The organism is Pedobacter jeongneungensis, from assembly GCF_039538295.1.
Taxonomy (GTDB): domain Bacteria; phylum Bacteroidota; class Bacteroidia; order Sphingobacteriales; family Sphingobacteriaceae; genus Pedobacter; species Pedobacter jeongneungensis.
The window spans coordinates 1-19,653 of record NZ_BAABBY010000020.1 but is presented as its reverse complement, the minus strand read 5'-3'; the positions used below and the strand labels follow the sequence as shown (position 1 = coordinate 19,653).

The following is a 19,653-nucleotide window of genomic DNA, read 5'->3' as shown; positions in this document are numbered from 1 at the left end:
CCGATTACAATTTTCCTCAACATGACCTATATAGAAAAATTACAGGCCTTGCGTAAGTTAATGGCCGGGCATAATATAGATGCCTATATCATTACCGCGGCCGATCCGCATATCAGCGAATATCTGCCGGCGCATTACAAAGCCATTCCGTTTGTTAGTGGTTTTACAGGCTCTGCCGGAACGCTGGTAATTACACAGGAATTTGCAGGTCTTTGGACAGATTCGAGGTATTTTACACAGGCAGAGGCGCAATTGAGCGGTTCGGGTTACGAACTGGTAAAATTAAAAATAGCACATACGCCCGAGTACATCGATTGGTTGTCCGGCGTTTTACCTAAAGGTGCCAAGGTTGGCTTTAATTACCAGTTAATCACCGTTACATTGGCTACAGCGCTAAAAAATAGCCTGCAGCAACAACAAATAACGGTAACCAATGTAGATTTCGTTAGCGAGATATGGACGGATAGGGTAGGCCTTCCACAGGAGAAAGCTTATTTAATCGATGCAGAAGCTGCCGGCCTCAGCATCTCAGCTAAAATAACGCAGGTAAGAACCAACTTAATTGCATACGGAGCCGGTTATCACTTTATTTCCGCGCTTGATGATATTGCCTGGCTTTTTAACTTGCGTGGCAGTGATGTAGATTACAATCCTGTTACTTTAAGCTTTGCTTTAATTACACCAAACGAAACAAAGCTTTTCATCAATGAAGAAAAACTTTCAAAGAATGATATTGAGACTTTAAATCAGCAGGGAGTAGATTTATATCCCTATGATGAAGCAGCTAATGCACTGGAAACGCTGCCAGAAGAAGCTACGGTTTTTATTGATCCAAAACGGACATGCTTTGGCCTCTATCAGCTTTTACCCCAAACAGCTAAAATAATTTCAGGGATTAATCCGGTCACACATTTAAAAAGCCTGAAAAACGACACGGAAATCAAACATATCGGGAAAGCCATGCTGCATGATGGTGTAGCTTTAACCAGGTTCTTTAAATGGCTGGAAGATCGTCTGGGAAAAGAAAAGATTACAGAGTGGTCTGCTGCTCAAAAACTGGATGCTTTCAGGGCCGAAAATGCTTCTTTCGTTGGTTTAAGCTTTAATACCATTTCGGGCTATAATGCCAATGGTGCACTGCCACATTATACTGTAACAGCCGAGAGTGATCAGGAGATTAATGGCGATGGTTTGTTTCTGGTCGATTCAGGAGGACAGTACCTTTATGGCACAACCGATATTACCAGAGTGATACCCATTGGCAATTGCATAGTACGCCAGGCCGACGATTATACTTTGGTGTTAAAAGGTTTGATAGAAGGATCTAAACTCATCTTTCCGGCAGGTACAAATGGTTACCAGATCGATGCTGTTTGTAGAAAACCCCTTTGGGAGTATGGAATCAACTTCGGCCATGGCACTGGTCACGGTATTGGTTTTTTTCTGAACGTACATGAAGGACCTCAGACCATTAGCCCGGCTAATGTAGATATTCCCTTTAAACCTGGTATGGTAACCTCAATCGAACCTGGTATTTATCGTCCTGCAAAACACGGTGTGAGGATTGAGAACCTGGTTTTATGCATTTCCCACAACCATACTGAATTTGGTGATTTCCTTGCTTTTGAAACATTAACCTTATGTTACATTGATACTTCGGTTATAAATAAATCACTTTTAGAAAGCCATCAGCTTGCCTGGTTAAACCACTATAATCAAACAGTTTTTAACCAGCTTCAACCTTTGCTTTCTGTAGAAGAAGCTGCATGGCTGAAAGAAAAGTGTAAGGCGATTTAATTTATCATCATTTCAGGAGGCCAGTTATAACAAATGAAGAATTGGAATGACAGGTGTATCCTTGAATCATCATTTCGACAGGGTGGAGAAATCTTTAAAATTATAATTAGAGATTTCTCCTAAGATCACGATTGAGCACTATTCTACGATAATCTTCAATGAAATATTTTATAATTTCTTGAGCTTTACAACAAAGTTTTTATTATTATATTCACTATTATGAATTGATAATGAATAAACTGTATAGCTTGATGGTATTATATGTTAATATAAAATTATTTAAAGTGTTATCATTCAATTATATAAATAAATTATTCGGAATTAAATATTGAATAAAAACTTTAATTGTATGTGATTGCTCCTACTAAATCAGATACTTATTCAATCACAAATTTGATAATCAACTGTTTATAGTCTTTAATTTAATTACCGTCAGATTTTGTACTAATTTTTCGGTAAGCAGAATATTATTATGACTTTTATAAATAGCTTATAATTTGCAAATACAACCCATATTTTAGCCATTCTGTTTAATAGCTATTGCATAAAGATCACTTTTGGGATATTTGCCTAATTCATAAAAATATGTTTGAAAAGAAAGTTTACCTCCAACGACGTTCCGCATTAAAATCAAAAATCAATTCCGGGATATTACTCTTTCTGGGTAACGAAGATAGTCCCATGAACTATAAAGATAACACCTACCATTTTAGGCAGGACAGTACCTTTTTGTATTACTTTGGGATCAGCGAACCTTTACTGGCTGCAATTATTGATTTAGACGAAGATGAAACCATTCTGTTTGGCAACGAAATGGGTATTGATGATATCGTTTGGATGGGTCGTCAAAAAACATTAGCCGAAAAAAGTGCAGACTCAGGCCTAACCAAAGTGCTGCCCCTTGATCAACTTGATGCCTACCTCGAGCAATATCAGATAAAAAAACGTGCAGTTCATTTTTTACCACCGTATCGCCCGGAGAATAAAATTAAACTGGCAAATTGGTTTAACATTCCGATTGGTCAGCTTAAAGAACATGCATCGCTTGATTTTATAAAGGCAGTTGTTTCACAGCGTTCAGTTAAGTCAGCTGAAGAAATAGTAGAACTGGATCGTGCCGCATCGCGTTCTGCCGATATTCATCTAATGGTAATGCAACAGGCAAAACCCGGGATGTACGAGCGTGAGCTTGCAGCAAAAATTCAGGGCGAGGCATTGGCCTCAGGAGGCAATCTGGCTTATCCGGTTATCCTCACCGTTCAGGGCGAAATTCTCCATAACCACTACCACGGAAACCAGCTTAAAGAGGGCCAGTTAGTACTCAACGATTCGGGTGTGGAAACCGCTTTAGGTTATGCCGGCGATCTTACCCGTACTTTTCCGGTAGGCAAGAAATTTAGCCCTGAGCAAAAAGATGTTTACGATATTGTACTCAATGCCTATACCTACGCTAAAAACCTTTTGGCTCCCGGTGTAAGGTATTTAGATGTACACCTGGCTTCCTGTAAAATACTTGCGCAAGGTTTAAAAGATATTGGATTGATGAAAGGAAATGTAGACGATGCCGTACAGACTGGTGCGCATGCCATGTTTTTTCAATGCGGCACCGGCCATATGATGGGCCTCGATGTACATGATATGGAAGATTTAGGTGAGCAATACGTAGGTTATACCGATGACCTTGTTAAAAATACAACACAGTTTGGTTTAAAATCGTTAAGATTAGGCAAGGCGCTCGAAGCAGGTTATGTATTAACTGTTGAGCCCGGTGTTTACATCATCCCCGAACTGATCGACCGCTGGAAAGCCGCCAATCAATTTACCGAATTTATCAACTACGATAAATTAGAGCAGTTTAGAAACTTTAGCGGCATCAGGGTAGAAGACGATTTTCTGGTTACCGAAAACGGAAGCAGAATGTTAGGTAAACATTTAGCCTTAACTACTGCAGAAGTTGAATCGATCAGAAGCGGTGCTTATTAAAAAGATGCACTAAAGTGTTTTGATATTCGTGCTGTAAGGCAACAAGAGGTCGTCATTGCGATGAAGGCTTTTTCAGCCGAAGAAGCAATCTTCCAACGATCGCTATTTCGCCCGCGTATTATTCGTGCGGTCTGATAGTAACACTTAACAAATTTAACTAACGGTATTCTTTAAAAAGAATACCGTTTTTTGTAATCGAATGTTTTCGTTTAATATATTAAACAACATGTAAAACTTAGGTGGTCGATAAAAATAAACCTGTACTATTTAAATTGACCACCTTAGTCACATGAGAACATTCAAGCTGACTGATACTTTTCATAATCATGTCTCTTATACTTGATGCGATTAGATGTTTCCATCCGATTGTTTTCTCTTCATTTCTACCAGCCATCCCAAATGGTGCATTTCCGGTCGGTATTGGTTAAAATCCAACAATGTTGCCGTTTACATATCCCCTAAATTTGAAAATCATTTAAAAGGTTTATTTACGATAGACCTAAATGATGATATTTTAATTAACTAAAGCTAAAATTTAGTTAAAATTCATATCAATCTTAATATTAAAAAATATAAAAGTAAATGAGTATCAAATGGACGGGAGTTTTTCCTGCTGTAACCACTAAGTTTACAGCGAATGATGAATTGGATTTTCCGGCTTTCGATTTAAATATCGAAGCACAGCTGGAAGCAGGCGCAGAAGGCATTATTTTGGGTGGATCACTTGGCGAAGCCAGTGTGCTTACTGATGAAGAAAAATTTGGCCTGCTGTCGCACACTTTAAGCCTCGTAAACGGCCGTGTACCTGTTTTGTTGAACATTGCGGAGTCTACCACAAAAAAAGCGATTGAAGCCGCTAAAAAAGCAGAATCACTTGGCGCAAACGGATTGATGTTATTGCCACCAATGCGTTATAATGCAGCGGCCGATGAAACCCTTGCATTTTTCGGGGCGATTGCAGAAAGCACCAGTCTGCCCATCATGATTTACAATAACCCGGTCGACTATAAAATCGAGGTAACACTGGATATGTTTGAAGTGTTAACCAAATATGATAACATCCAGGCGATAAAAGAATCAACGAGAGATGTTTCAAATGTTACCCGTTTAATCAACCGCTTTGGCGACCGGTTTAAAATCTTTACCGGCGTAGATCCCCTGGCGATGGAAAGTATCGTAATGGGTGCCCATGGATGGGTTGCAGGCTTGGTTGATGCTTTTCCAAGAGAAACCGTAGCAATTTTCAGGCTGATCAAGCAAAACCGCATTGCCGAAGCCCTCACCATTTACCGCTGGTTTTTACCTGTGTTGGAACTGGATATCCACGCCAAATTGGTACAATACATTAAACTGGCAGAGGTAGCCACCGGCTTAGGAACAGAGGCTGTGCGTGCACCACGTTTACCGTTAAGCGGGGCAGAAAGAGAAAAAGTATTGAAAATTATCAACGATGCATTAGCTGTTCGTCCTGAATTACCAGCCGGAAGTTGGGGCAAATAGTTTAAAAATCAAATATGAACGGAAAAAATATTGTAGCCGGTGCCTATGCAGAAGTTAATGAAAAAAGCCTTAAAGCCGTTAATCCTGCTACAGGATTAACGCTTGATGGCGAATTTTCTAAAGCAAACAAAAGTTTGGTTGATGAAGCCTTAGCAGCAGCAACTACGGCTTTCTATAGTTACAAAAGTTTAAATAAAGACCTTAAGGCTGCTTTTTTGAATGCCATTGCCGACGAAATTGCCCAGCTTGGTGAAGAACTGGTAAACAGGGCTTCGGCCGAAAGTGGCCTGCCATTAGCCCGTTTGCAGGGCGAACTGGGCAGAACCACCGGGCAGTTAAGGTTATTTGCCAATCTTGTTTCCGAAGGCTCTTGGGTGGATGCGATTATAGATACAGCCCTGCCTGAAAGGCAACCTTTACCTCGTCCGGATATCAGAAGAATGCTGGTGCCGGTTGGCCCGGTAGTGGTTTTTGGCGCGAGTAACTTTCCGCTTGCTTTTTCGGTAGCAGGAGGTGATACCGCTTCGGCGCTGGCTTCTGGTTGTCCGGTAGTAGTAAAAGTACATCCGGCACATTATGGTACCAGTGCTTTAGTAGGCGGAGCCATTATAAAAGCTGCGGACAAAACCGGGATGCCAAAAGGTGTTTTTTCCATGTTATATGATGATGGTTATACCATAGGAGCTAATCTTGTGCAACATCCGTTAACTAGGGCAGTAACTTTTACAGGTTCGTTTAAGGGAGGTATGGCTTTGATTAATTTAGCGCATCAGCGTGAGCAACCTGTCCCGGTTTTTGCCGAAATGGGAAGTATTAATCCGGTTATCTTTCTTCCGCAGGCTATAGAAAAACAGGCAGCAGAACTGGCCAAAAAATATGCAGCTTCTATTACTTTGGGTGCCGGTCAGTTTTGTACCAACCCTGGTTTATTACTCGCTGTTCAGTCTCCGGGGCTCGATAATTTTAAAACTGTTTTAAAAGAAGCCATTGCGGTTATCCCATCAGCAACCATGCTTACCGAAGGTATTGCAGGCAATTATAGTCAACTTTCTGCAGAAATTATAAATGAAGCAGGAGTTGAGGTTATAGCTTCATCTAATCTGAATAATAATGAATTAAAAAATCAGTCGCAGGCAAAAATTGCACAGGTAAGTGCCGCTGATTTTATCAAAAACCCAAAACTCCGTGAAGAAATTTTTGGACCATATTCCTTGCTGGTAGTGGCTGATGATGTTGCTGAACTTGAAAAAGCAATTGATGTATTGGAAGGACAATTGACCGTAACCCTGATGGCCGAAAAGCAGGAGCTTCAGCATTATGAAGTCTTGCTAAGTAAACTCACCGGTAAAACCGGAAGGATCATTTTAAACGGCGTGCCTACCGGCGTGGAGGTTTGTGCAGCCATGCAACATGGCGGGCCTTTCCCTGCAACTAACGATAGCCGCTTTACATCAGTAGGTTCTACTGCAATCAACCGTTTTGTAAGGCCATTGGCTTACCAGGATTGGGAACAGGAACTTTTACCGGATGAACTGAAGGACGGTAACCCTTTAAATATTTTCAGAACCGTTAATCAAAAATTAACCAAATCTCATGAGTAAAACATTTTTTTGTGTAGATGCGCACACCTGTGGAAATCCGGTGAGGCTGGTTGCAGGTGGTGGTCCACAGCTTATTGGCTCAAATATGAGTGAAAAACGTCAGCATTTTTTAAAAGAATTTGACTGGATCAGAACGGGTTTAATGTTCGAGCCACGTGGGCATGATATGATGTCGGGCAGTATTCTCTATCCACCTCACGATCCGGATAACGACGTTGCCGTGCTCTTTATCGAAACCAGCGGCTGTTTACCCATGTGCGGCCACGGAACAATTGGTACCATTACCATTGCGATTGAAGAAGGGCTGATTAAACCAAAAGTACCCGGTATAATCAGAATGGAAGCTCCGGCAGGGCTCGTGTTAATCGAATACAGGCAGGAAGGAAGAAAAGTTAAATCTGTTAAGTTAAAAAATGTAGCTTCCTATCTCGCTGCCGAAAACCTAGAAATTGAATGTCCGGATTTAGGACTGCTTACTTTTGATGTAGCCTATGGAGGCAATTTTTATGCGATTGTTGATCCTCAGCAGAATTTTCCCGGATTGGAAAACTATTCAGCCTCACAATTAATTACCTGGAGCCAAACCATCAGAAAACGCATTAACGAAAAATATACTTTTGTTCACCCGCTTGATCCGACAATAAACGGCTGTAGCCATGTATTATGGACAGGTAAACCAATCGACCCTACATCAACCGCCCGAAATGCCGTTTTTTATGGCGATAAAGCCATCGATCGGTCACCTTGTGGTACCGGTACTTCTGCACGTATGGCGCAGTGGCATGCCAAAGGGAAATTAAAATTGGGAGAAGATTTTATCCACGAAAGTTTCATCGGCAGCAAATTTACAGGGAGGGTAGAAGAAGAAGTAGAACTGAACGGAATCAAAGCAATTATCCCAAGTGTAGAGGGCTGGGCAAAAGTATTTGGTTACAATACGATTAAAATTGATGCCGAAGATGATCCATACGCACATGGATTTCAGGTGATATAGTAAGTTTTTAAATTGATCAGTAAATAAATTAAAAGAATGTCGAAGGTATTAATTATTGGTGGTGGGATTGTGGGTTTAACTTCAGCATATTACCTGCAAAAAAAAGGATACGAAGTAACTGTTTTAGATAAAGGCGACATTACCGACAACTGCTCTTTTGGTAATGCGGGAATGATTGTACCGAGCCATTTTGTGCCTTTGGCTGCACCCGGAATGATTAAACAGGGTATCAGATGGATGTTTAACAGTAAAAGTCCGTTTTACGTCCGCCCGTCATTAAATGCAAATCTCATTAACTGGGGACTGAAATTTATGAAACATGCCACTGCAAAACATGTTAGCCAATCGGCAGAACCTTTGCGCGATCTTTCTTTATTAAGTAAAAAGCTATACGAAGACCTGGCAAAAGAGCCGGATTTTAATTTCGGGCTCACCAGTAATGGTATTCTTGCCTTTTACAAAACGGAAAAGGCAGGTGAAGAAGAAGCTCATCTGGCAGCAAGGGCGATAGAACTGGGTTTGGATATGGCCGTATTAAGCGCCAATGAGTGCAGGGCACTACAGCCCGGTTTAAAGCTGGATGTTTTAGGTGCGGTACATTACCATTGCGATGCACACCTCTATCCAACAAAATTAATGAATGCCTTACTCGGATATTTAACCGAAAATGGTGTAAAGATTGAACGGGGTAAGGAGGTTGATCAGATAAAAGTGGCAGGCAATCGCATCACGAAAGTTTTCACAGGGATACAGGCCTGGGAAGCAGATCAGTATGTGATAGCTACTGGCTCCTGGTCACCTGCGGTGGCTAAAATGGCTGATATCAACATATCTTTAATGCCAGGAAAAGGTTATTCTTTTATGGAGGCCGAACCCCAAAACCGTTTAACTATTCCGGCATTGTTATGCGAAGCGAGGGTAGCCATTACACCAATGAACGGTCAGATCAGGTACGGAGGGACAATGGAATTGGATAAAATTAATAACCGGATAAACATGCAGCGGGTTAAAGGCATTGTAGAATCGGTGCCGGCTTATTTCCCTGATTTAAAGCCTGCACTTCCGGCAGAAAAAGACATCTGGTATGGTTTCCGTCCATCTTCCCCGGATGGTTTACCTTACATAGGCAGAAGTGAAAAAAGAGATAACCTGATCATAGCAACTGGTCATGGCATGATGGGTTTGAGTTTAGGCCCTGCAACGGGATTACTTGTTAGCCAGATTGTTGCCGGAACTGCAACTGATTTAAAATTGGAACCTTTTGCAGTATCGCGTTAACTTACTGTAGAAGTTAGCCGGTATTTGTAATCCCAAAATAGATGTTTTCATTTTTTGCAGTGGTACGGTCTTATACCAGACAAAATCTGCCATATATTATTAAATTATAGCAGGATTTTAACTTGATTCGGTATTTGTTTGATTTTTATGGTTAATATCCTTACATTCAATTCGTAATCTGTAAACCGAACCAAATCTAACCAGACTATGAAAGTATTACCATTTACCCTGCTTGTGCCCGATGATAAGAGTGTTATATCGGAACACATCGAATTGCCGTATTTTTATCAATATCTGCACCGCCACGACGAATGGCAGATCACTTACATCGAAAGTGGAGAAGGTACTTTAATTGCAGGGAACGATATGCATAGCTTCCGGTCGGGCGATATTTTTGTAATCGGTGCAAAGCTTCCGCATTTATTTAAAAGTAATCCTGAATATTTTTCGGCAGATAGCCATAAAACAATCAAAGCATGTTCGGTTTATTTCAATCCCAATGGCATTCTTGCTTCATTGTTCAATCTTCCGGAAATGAAAATGGCAAGCGCTTTTTTGACTAAAAATAAACACGGTTTTAAAATTCCTCTTGGCTTTACCAAAGATATCGTGGCCAAATTATTCAATGTTCATCACGCAACGGGTGTAGATGTACTGTTTAATTTTTTAAAACTGATCAACAGTTTGCAGGATTTAAACGAAAATGTAGAATCCCTCTGCTCGGATATTTATTCAACTAATGTTAGCGAAAATGAAGGGATGCGGTTGAGCAAGATCATCAGTTTTATTACCCAGAATTACAATAACCAGATTTCATTGGAAGATGTAGCCAATACCGCTTTTATGACTCCGCAAGCCTTTTGCAGGTACTTTAAAAAGCACACCGGACACACCTTTGTTTCATTTTTAAACGAAGTGAGAATCAACGACGCATGTAAGAGCCTGATCTCGGACGAAAAAGCAGATTGTATTTCAGGAGTAGCTTATAAAGCCGGTTTTAATAGTATTACTAATTTTAACAGGGTATTTAAAAGCATTATCGGCCAATCGCCACGGTCTTATATCGATACTTACAACAACGTAAGTAAAGTGAATTACGTAGGCGCTTAAACGAATAGATTATCTTCTTTCATCATAAAAAATAGCCGTTTTTTCAAATGGAGGGAGATGCCTTTTACCTGATTTTTAAAATGTTGCTTATCGTAAAGTGCAACCAACGCTCATAATCCCGTATTTATAACCAAAAAATATAATAATGATTTTTTCTAAGGCTAAAATGCCAGTAATTTTTATTCTGTTAAATTTAGTTCTTTTTCAAACAAAAGCACAACAGTCAAAATTAAGTCCTTATGCTCCGGGCGCTGTAGAAATGGCCAGCGCGTATCAATTATCTGCTAAACTCGATACTGCACTACGCAATATTCCAACCAATAATGATATTGTTCCGTACTGGAAAAAAGATGGAAGTGCATTCTGGTATAAAAAGAACCTGCCCAACCGAACCTGGGAATATTATTATGTAGATGCGGCAAGCGGAAAACGTAAGTTGGCGTTCGATCATGATATCGTAGCCAGGAATATTGAGAAAATTACTGGTAAAAAACAAAATCCGCTAAAAATTCAATTTGCTGAATTGTATTTCGCTGAACAGGGAAATACCGCGAAAATAAAAATACAGGATAACTGGTTTCAACTCAATCTTAGCGATTTTAGCCTGACCAATACCAGCGACACCACAATTTACCGCTATTTTGCTAAAAAAGCCTTACAACAACGTCGGTCGCGTTGGCAAAGGAACCGCGAATCGCCAAAATCGCCCGATGGTAAAAACGAAATCCTGATTCGTGGAGGAAACCTGTTTGTGGTCGATCTTAAAACCAAAGCAGAAACACAATTGAGCACCGATGGCAATGCCGGCAAACCCTATGGCGATTTTGAATGGTCGCCGGATAGCAAAACTATAGTGGCTTACAAAACCGATCCCAAAGAAATTAAAAAAGTACATTATGTATTGAGTTCCGTTCCCGGTACTACACGGGGCGAGTTAAAATCAAGAGAATATGCACAGCCGGGCGATGATTTTACGGCGTACCAACCCTACGTTTTTAATGTATCAGCTAAAACTGCCATTAAGGTAGATGCAGATCCGATTGATTTTTTCGGTCCCCCAGACCTGCATTGGCGTTCGGGCAGCAGCAGGTATTACAGCTACGAAAAAGTAGACAGGGGCCATCAGCGTTTCAGGGTGATTGAAGTAGATGTGCTAACGGGTAAAACCAAAAATATCATCGACGAAAAAACAAAAACTTTCATTTACGAAAGCCGGATTTACACCCGTTACCTGCTTAAAACAAATGAAATGTTATATACCAGCGAGCAGGATGGCTGGCAGCACCTTTATCTTGTAAATACGCTCAGCGGGAAACAGTCGCTCATTACTAAAGGAGATTACGTGGTACGTGATATTGATAGTGTAGACGCAATAAAGCGCCAGGTTTGGTTCAGGGCCTGCGGCATGAATAATAGAGAAGATCCATATTTTATCCACTATTACCGCATTGGCTTTGACGGTAATGGCCTGATTGACCTTACGCCCGAAAAAGGCAACCACAGCCTCAGTTTTTCTCCCGATCGTAAATATTACCTTGATACCTATTCTCAGGTCAATGTTCCACCAGTTACAGCATTAAGGTTAACGGCGAGCACAAAAAAAATAACTGAAATAGAACACGGGCAAAAGGAGGCGTATTTGGCTACTGGTGTTAAATTACCTGAGGTATTTGTAGCTAAAGGACGAGATGGTGTAACCGACATATGGGGCATCGTTTGCTTTCCATCAAACATGGATGCCAGCAAAACCTATCCCGTTATCGAAAATATTTATGCAGGGCCGCACGATAGTTTTGTGCCTAAAAACTTTTTACCGGCCAGCGAAATGCAAAGTATGGCTGAATTAGGGTTTATTGTGGTGCAGATTGACGGAATGGGAACGGCTAACCGGTCTAAAGCCTTTCATGATGTATGCTGGAAAAATATTGCCGATGCCGGTTTTCCTGACCGGATATTATGGATGAAAGCCATGGCAGCGAAATATCCGAATGCAGATATTACACGCGTGGGAATTTATGGTACTTCTGCAGGTGGACAAAGCTCAACGGGGGCACTGTTATTTCATCCGGAGTTTTACAAAGCGGCCGTTTCTGCTTGTGGCTGCCATGATAACCGGATCGACAAGCAGTGGTGGAACGAGCAATGGATGGGTTATCCCGTAGGACCGCATTATGAAGAACAATCTAACATTACAAATGCGGCCAAATTACAGGGTAATTTATTTTTGATTGTTGGCGAAGCGGATGAAAATGTACCGCCAGAATCAACCTATCGGTTAGCAGATGCCTTAATTAAAGCGAATAAGAATTTTGATATTTTAAGCATACCAGGGATGGGCCATAGTGATGGAGGTATTTATGGACGGAGGCGTAAGCGCGATTTTTTTGTGAAACACTTGCTTAATGCCGAACCGCCAAATCCAAATATTTCAAAGTAGATTGGTGATTGGTCATTAGTTCAGTAGTCATTGGTTGATTGGTCATTAGTTTATTGATCATTAGTTTATTGGTCATTAGTTATTGGTTATTTATTCAATTGCTACTATAAACCGTCGATTACAAACTGTTAACTGATTTTTTTTAACTGATAATCGGTACATTAGTGCCAAATCATTTTAATCATCAGTAAATATGTTGCCAAAGATCAGAATATCCGGTTTGTTTTTGTTTTTCTTAGCATTTAATGCATTTGCAGCACATGCAGCGAAGAGAGATTTCTATCAGATTAAAATTTACCATTTAAAAAACGATGCGCAGGAAAAAACCGTGGATGAGTATTTACAGAAAGCTTATTTGCCCGCACTCCACCGATCCGGAATTGCAAAAGTGGGCGTGTTTAAACCTATTGTAAGCGATCCGGCTACGGCAAATGAAAAACTTATCTATGTATTTATTCCTTTAAAATCATTTCATGGCGTTTTAGAACTCGATAAAAAACTTGCCAAAGATCAGCAATATAGCATCGACGGCAAGACCTATCTGGATGCGACATATAACGATGCGCCTTATGAACGCCTTGAATCCATTATTTTACAAGCTTTTGAAGGTGCACCCGCTTTTATGCTGCCCAAATTAAAATCACCAATGAAAGAAAGGGTGTATGAACTAAGGAGTTACGAATCGCCTACCGAAAAATATTACCAGAATAAAGTGCAGATGTTTAATAAAGGCGATGAAATAGGTTTATTTAAGCGGCTTAATTTTAATGCCGTATTTTACGGAGAAGTAATTTCAGGAAGTCGCATGCCGAACCTGATGTACCTGACTACTTTTGAGAATAAGGCAGACAGAGATGAACACTGGAAGGCTTTTTCTGCCGATGATTATTGGAAAAAGTTATCTGCAATGCCAGAGTATCAGCACAATGTCTCTAAAAACGATACAAAATTTATTTACCCCACCGATTATTCGGATATTTAAGTTTGTTGGTCATTAGTTAATTGATCATTGGTTATTGGTCATTTTGTCGGATAATCGACTTATAACTTCAGACTAATGACTTCGGACTAAACAGAAATCAACTGCTCAATTGCGTTTAAAAAATTTGTAAAATCGAGTGGTTTTGATAAAAATTTACACTTATTAGCAAAAGTATCAATTGCCTGCGTGCCCTGCGTACCTAAAATTACAACATATTTTACGCTGTTTTTGAGCATCCTGGCTACATCAATGCCCGACATATCCATTTGTACGTCTAAAAAAAGGAAATCTATTTTTCCGAATGTCCAGAAAGCGGCCATAGCATCTACTTTATCCGTAAAGCTGCCTTTAAGTTCAAGTTTATCTATTTGGGAAACGAAATTTTCGAAAAGTGGCTTACTCATGCGGCTGTCATCAATGATTACGCAACTATAAGCTTGGGGTACTAAAAGGCTCATTAATCTTATTTTGCCATCTGTATGCAAAACGCCTGCCATAAATCCTTATTAATTGTAAAATTTTTAGGTAGAATGGTCTATCGGTTACCGGTTAACCGGCTCTCAACTCTAAACCCCGGTTCCTTACTCAAGCGCTTTGCTAAATAAAGTAAAAAACATGATAGACAAACGATTGCGCGGTGTTTGTGCTTAAAAACACAGCGTTTCCTTATGCATCATTGCTAACTTTAGCCAACAGCAGCTTCTACAATAAGCTTGCCTGACTACATAACATAACCAAATCAAATCTTAATGGCCCTGCAACCCTTTTACAAACGCTCTAAAACCATAATCCTGTTAGCATTTACGGCTCTTTTTTACGCATTTCCAGCCTGTGTTTTCGCACAGGAAATGGCGCAAAAAAACAACCAGACTGCTCAAAAAAGCATCAGGGTAACTGATGTAAAAAAGATCAATTCAACCACAATTGAGTTATTGCTTACCGATAACCAGCGCTTAACACTCGATTTTTATGGCGATAATATTTTCCGCCTTTTTCAGGATCCCACTGGTGGGTTTATCCGTGACCCTGAAGCAAAACCAGAGGCTAAAATTCTGGTAGAAAATCCGCGCAGGCCGGTATCGAAACTGGAAATTAAGGATGAAAATAATCAGTTATTCATTTCTACAGCAAAGATTACCGTTCTGATCGATAAAAATACTTCTTTAATTAAGGTCATTAACCTCGCTACACAGGCAGTGGCTTTAGAAGAACTTATCCCCATTCAGTTCGAAAAAGGAAAAGTAACACTCAGCTTTAAAGAAAATCCGGATGAATATTTTTATGGGGGCGGTGTGCAAAATGGTCGTTTCTCGCATAAAGGAAAAGCCATTTCCATCGAAAACCAAAACAGCTGGACAGACGGTGGAGTAGCTTCGCCAACACCTTATTACTGGTCTACAAACGGTTATGCCGTAATGTGGTACACCTTTAATAAAGGAAATTACAATTTTGGTGCTAAAGAAAAAGGACTGGTTAAATTAACACACGAAACCGGTTACCTGGATGCCTTTTTTATGGTAAGTAACGGTGTCGTGCCTTTATTGAATGATTTTTACCAGCTTACAGGGAATCCTGTATTATTGCCGAAATTCGGTTTTTACCAGGGACATTTAAATGCTTACAACCGCGATTTTTGGAAAGAAGATGAAAAAGGAACTTTGTTTGAAGATGGAAAACGCTACAAGGAAAGCCAGAAAGATAACGGCGGGATAAAAGAATCGTTAAACGGCGAGAAAAACAATTATCAGTTTTCAGCACGTGCGGTGATTGATCGCTACAGAAAGAATGACATGCCCTTGGGCTGGGTGCTTCCTAACGATGGTTATGGGGCAGGATATGGCCAAACCGAAACATTGGACGGCAACATTCAAAACTTAAAAAGTTTTGGCGATTATGCCCGTAAAAACGGTGTTGAAATAGGTTTGTGGACCCAATCAGATCTCCACCCCAAAACCGGGGTAAGTGCTTTATTACAGCGCGATATCATCAAAGAAGCCAGAGATGCCGGTGTTCGTGTATTAAAAACCGATGTGGCATGGGTAGGCGCGGGTTACTCATTCGGGTTAAACGGGGTAGCCGATGTAGCGCAGATTATGCCTTATTATGGCAACAGCAGCAGGCCTTTCATCATCTCGTTGGATGGCTGGGCAGGTACACAGCGCTATGCAGGCATCTGGTCGGGCGATCAAACCGGCGGGGTATGGGAATATATCCGTTTTCACATTCCAACCTACTTAGGTTCAGGTTTATCCGGTCAGCCAAACATTACTTCCGATATGGATGGTATTTTTGGTGGTAAAAATCAAACCATCAACACCCGCGATTTCCAATGGAAAACCTTTACGCCAATGCAGTTGAACATGGATGGCTGGGGTGCCAACGAAAAATATCCGCACGCCTTAGGAGAACCTGTGGCTTCCATCAACCGAAACTATTTAAAGCTGAAATCCGAATTAATACCTTATACCTATAGCATCGCGAAAGAAGCCCTTACAGGTTTGCCGATCATCAGGGCCATGTTCCTGGAATATCCAAATGCTTATACCAAAGGAATTTCAACACAGTATCAGTATTTATATGGCCCGTCTTTTCTGGTAGCACCAATTTATCAGGCGACTAAATCAGACGATAAAGGAAATGATATCCGCAACGGCATTTACCTGCCGGAAGGAATCTGGATCGATTATTTTACCAGTGAAAAATATACCGGAAACTGCATCCTTAACAGTTTTGCCGCACCACTTTGGAAATTACCTGTTTTCGTGAAAAATGGAGCGATTATTCCAATGACAAATCCAAACAACAATGTTTCTGAGATTAATAAAGCCAATAGGATTTACGAACTTTATCCATCAGGGAGTACCTCATTTACCGAATATGATGATGATGGAACAACAGAAGCTTATAAAATAGGTAAAGGCGCGTCGACCTTAATTGAGTTGACATCAGATCAAAAAAATAATGCTTCGGTAACCATTAATATTACAAAAGGTGATTTTGAGGGTTTTATTAAAGAAAAAACAACCGAATTGGTGGTTAACGTAACCGAAAAGCCTAAAAAGCTTACGGTTAAGGTGGGGAATGATAAAATTAAACTCACAGAAGTAAATTCAAAAGAGGCGTTTTTGAAACAGAGCAACGTATTCTTTTATGATGCCGCACCGAACTTGAACCGTTTTGCTACAAAAGGCAGCGATTTTGAAAAAGTTGTAATTACAAAAAATCCTCAGGTTTTAATCAAAATTCAGGCTACCGACATTACAATCAATCCTGTAACCGTTAATATAGATGGCTTTAAATTTGAACCTGCTGATAAACAACGCGTATCAACAGGAAAGTTAGCTGCTCCATCGAACGCAAGTGTCACCGATAAAAACAAAGAAGCTTACTCACTTACCCCAACGTGGAGCAAAGTAAATCATGCAGATTTTTATGAAATCGATTTCAATGACATGCACTACACCACTATCCGCGATACGGCCCTGTTATTTGATGGTTTATCGGCCGAAACGCCTTACACATTTAAATTGCGTGCGGTAAATAAGGATGGTTATTCTGACTGGACTGAAATTAAAGCTACCACTAAATCTAATCCTTTAGAATTTGCCATTCAGGGTATTGCAGCCCAAACTACAGCCGAAAATCAGGATGGTGAGGGTGTAGATAAATTGTTTGATTTTGATGAAGGTAACATATGGCACACCAAATGGGGTGTAAAATCGGTTCCTTTTGATATGGTTATTGATCTTAAATCAATTAATCAGCTGGATAAATTTCATTACCTGCCACGTAGCGGGAGAGGCAACGGAATATTATTAAAAGGTAAAGTGTTTTACAGCAACAATAAAGAAAGCTGGACGGATGCAGGCACTTTTGAGTGGGCAAATAATGGTGATGTTAAAATATTTAACTTCACAAGTCATCCAACTGCACGTTACATTAAAATTGCAGTTGCCGATGGTGTGGGTGGTTTTGGATCTGGACGCGAATTATACGTGTTTAAAGTTGCCGGAACCGAAAGTTACCTGCCCGGCGATATCAATAACGACCGTTTGATTGACCGGAACGATTTAACTTCTTACATCAACTATACCGGGCTAAGAAAAGGTGATGCCGATTTTGAAGGTTATATCAGCAATGGCGACATCAATAAAAACAACCTGATTGATGCCTACGATATTTCAGTAGTAGCCACTCAGCTTGATGGTGGTGTAAACGATAGTAAAATTGAGAAGGTTGCGGGTAAGTTGGAAATCAGTACTGCAAAACAGGCCTATAACAAAGATGAGATTGTGGAGATTAAAGTAAAAGGATTGAACCTTAAATCTATAAATGCTTTAAGTTTCGCCTTGCCATACCATGCGCAGGATTATGATTTTGTAAGCGTGCAGAACTTAAATGTGAAACAAATGGACAATTTCACCAACGATCGCCTACATACCAACGGAGATAAGGTTTTGTACCCAACATTTATAAATGTTGGGGCTAAAGATGCCTTAAACGGAACCAGCGATTTATTTATCCTGAAATTGAAAGCCAAACGTAAACTTCAGTTTAACCTTAAAGTTAATGATGGGGTTTTAGTGGATAAAAACTTGAATACGGTTAAGTTTTAAAAGAAAATTTAGTAAAAAAGCGGGACTGATTTTAATCGGTCCCGCTTTTTTATTGGTGTTACAACCCTTATGAGTTGAAAAATTATTTACCATCTTCAATTAAAGCCTGTTTCCTGATTCGGCTAAGTGTTTCGAGCCGCATGCCTATAAACGAAGCTACATACTTCAATGGTACACGGTTAATCAGGTGTGGATAAGAAACTAAAAACCTTTGGTAACGTTTTAATGCAGTAGGAAGTCTGCAGATGAATGCCCTTTCGGTTGCCCCCTGAAAATAAATTTCAGTCATTTTACGCCCTACATAGTTGGCGATGGGGAAATTTTCGTAAAGTAGTTTCGACATTTCATGCGGAATGGCAATCGCAAACACCGGATCAATCGTTTCAATATATTCGTCGGATATTTCATTCTCCCACAAATTCCTGATTGTTCCTGCCAGTTCGTTTTCTGCAGCAATCCATGTGGTAATTTTTTTATTTCCCATTTTAAGGTAACCATGTACTGCCCCTTCTAAAATCAGAAAGATATAACGGTTGTGCTTTAACGGCGATGCAATATGTTTGTTTTTTGCAAAGCGTATAGGAAATGTATAGCGGTTAATAATGTTTTCAATTTCGGGATTAAGCGGGTGGTAAGACTTAAAGACTGTAATAAGTGGCGAAAATCCACCAAATGCAGTCCATTTATCTTCACCATAAATATTTTCAATATTCATTAGGGAAAAGCGAATGTATCCGTAAAAATGAAAATAATAATGAAAATAAAAAAATCATCAGCAGTTCATACAACTAACAGGAATGTTAAAATGTTGGTTAGTTCATGGATAGATTCAGGTGAAAAGAAATGATTCTGCTTTTTACTTACTTTTTTGCTACAACATTAAATCGGAAAGGATATATAAAGGTTTTGAATATTTTAAACAGGCTTCTTTTAAAAAAATATTTCATTTCGATGTAAAGCAGTAAAAAGATACCGGGAATAAGATTTTTTTTAAATGAATTTAACATCATGATTCATAAATATTTAACCTCTTTGAGTTTCATTAACGTTAATTTTATATTAAATATTTTAAATTTATCCTTTGCAACAATAGATTTAATTTCTATCTTTGCAGCCCCGCAAGGGACATAAATAAATGATTCCGTAGCTCAGCTGGTAGAGCATTACACTTTTAATGTAGTGGTCCTGGGTTCGAATCCCAGCGGGATCACAGAAAGCCTCACAGAAATAGACTGCCCCCAAAAAGTTAGACACTATTTGGGGGCATTTTTATGAGAAAAAACAGAAGTCACACAGCTGAGTTTAGGCTAAAAATTGTGAAAGAAAAGCTACGTGGTATTTCTATCCGCGCGCTA

12 protein-coding genes and 1 tRNA gene are annotated in these 19,653 nt (G+C 39.9%); 11 read left to right on the top strand and 2 right to left on the bottom strand.

The genetic code is table 11. The features are described from left to right. Positions 1-21 precede the first annotated feature (21 nt). The 9 genes from ABD769_RS24400 (at position 22) to ABD769_RS24360 (ending at position 13,682) form a co-directional block, all read left to right on the top strand. Positions 22-1,797, top strand: a complete 1,776-nt coding sequence (locus tag ABD769_RS24400) for an aminopeptidase P family protein (protein ID WP_344853980.1) — start codon at positions 22-24, stop codon at positions 1,795-1,797. A 585-nt stretch (positions 1,798-2,382) separates the two neighbouring features. Further along, positions 2,383-3,780: an aminopeptidase P family protein gene (locus ABD769_RS24395; protein WP_344853979.1), complete on the top strand. Its 1,398-nt coding sequence runs from the start codon at positions 2,383-2,385 to the stop codon at positions 3,778-3,780. Positions 3,781-4,362: 582 nt separating this feature from the next. After that, on the top strand, positions 4,363-5,280 hold the full coding sequence (locus ABD769_RS24390) for a dihydrodipicolinate synthase family protein (RefSeq protein ID WP_344853978.1): 918 nt from the start codon (positions 4,363-4,365) through the stop codon (positions 5,278-5,280). 14 nt (positions 5,281-5,294) lie between these two features. Further along, positions 5,295-6,881, top strand: a complete 1,587-nt coding sequence (locus ABD769_RS24385; protein ID WP_344853977.1) for an aldehyde dehydrogenase (NADP(+)) — start codon at positions 5,295-5,297, stop codon at positions 6,879-6,881. Continuing rightward, positions 6,874-7,875, top strand: a complete 1,002-nt coding sequence (locus tag ABD769_RS24380; RefSeq protein WP_344853976.1) for a 4-hydroxyproline epimerase — start codon at positions 6,874-6,876, stop codon at positions 7,873-7,875. Before ABD769_RS24385 ends, ABD769_RS24380 begins: the two co-directional genes overlap by 8 nt. A gap of 36 nt (positions 7,876-7,911) precedes the next feature. Next, complete coding sequence (locus ABD769_RS24375; RefSeq protein WP_344853975.1) at positions 7,912-9,153, top strand: NAD(P)/FAD-dependent oxidoreductase; 1,242 nt, start codon at positions 7,912-7,914, stop codon at positions 9,151-9,153. A gap of 207 nt (positions 9,154-9,360) precedes the next feature. After that, positions 9,361-10,263: an AraC family transcriptional regulator gene (locus tag ABD769_RS24370; RefSeq protein ID WP_344853974.1), complete on the top strand. Its 903-nt coding sequence runs from the start codon at positions 9,361-9,363 to the stop codon at positions 10,261-10,263. A gap of 145 nt (positions 10,264-10,408) precedes the next feature. Further along, positions 10,409-12,700, top strand: coding sequence for a S9 family peptidase (locus tag ABD769_RS24365; RefSeq protein WP_344853973.1), 2,292 nt, complete (start codon positions 10,409-10,411; stop codon positions 12,698-12,700). Between the two features lie 193 nt (positions 12,701-12,893). Further along, positions 12,894-13,682 carry an NIPSNAP family protein gene (locus tag ABD769_RS24360; protein ID WP_344853972.1) on the top strand — a complete coding sequence of 263 codons (789 nt, stop codon included), beginning with the start codon at positions 12,894-12,896 and terminating at the stop codon, positions 13,680-13,682. An 86-nt stretch (positions 13,683-13,768) separates the two neighbouring features. On the opposite strand, the gene ABD769_RS24355 is transcribed toward ABD769_RS24360, so the two are convergent. Beyond that, positions 13,769-14,140 (bottom strand): response regulator, encoded by a 372-nt coding sequence (locus ABD769_RS24355; protein ID WP_344853971.1) that lies wholly within the window; start codon positions 14,138-14,140, stop codon positions 13,769-13,771. A gap of 291 nt (positions 14,141-14,431) precedes the next feature. Between ABD769_RS24355 and ABD769_RS24350 the strand changes: the two genes are divergently transcribed. Further along, a complete protein-coding gene (locus ABD769_RS24350) occupies positions 14,432-18,298 on the top strand; it encodes a TIM-barrel domain-containing protein (protein WP_344853970.1) in 3,867 nt (1,288 codons plus the stop codon). Between the two features lie 82 nt (positions 18,299-18,380). Here ABD769_RS24350 and ABD769_RS24345 read toward each other — a convergent pair whose 3' ends face one another. Continuing rightward, the gene (locus ABD769_RS24345; protein WP_344853969.1) at positions 18,381-19,013 is read right to left on the bottom strand and encodes a Crp/Fnr family transcriptional regulator; all 633 of its coding nucleotides are present in this window, start codon (positions 19,011-19,013) and stop codon (positions 18,381-18,383) included. Positions 19,014-19,435: 422 nt separating this feature from the next. On the opposite strand from ABD769_RS24345, the gene ABD769_RS24340 reads away from it, so the two are divergent. Then, positions 19,436-19,508: transfer RNA gene (locus ABD769_RS24340), tRNA-Lys, on the top strand. Positions 19,509-19,653 lie beyond the last annotated feature (145 nt).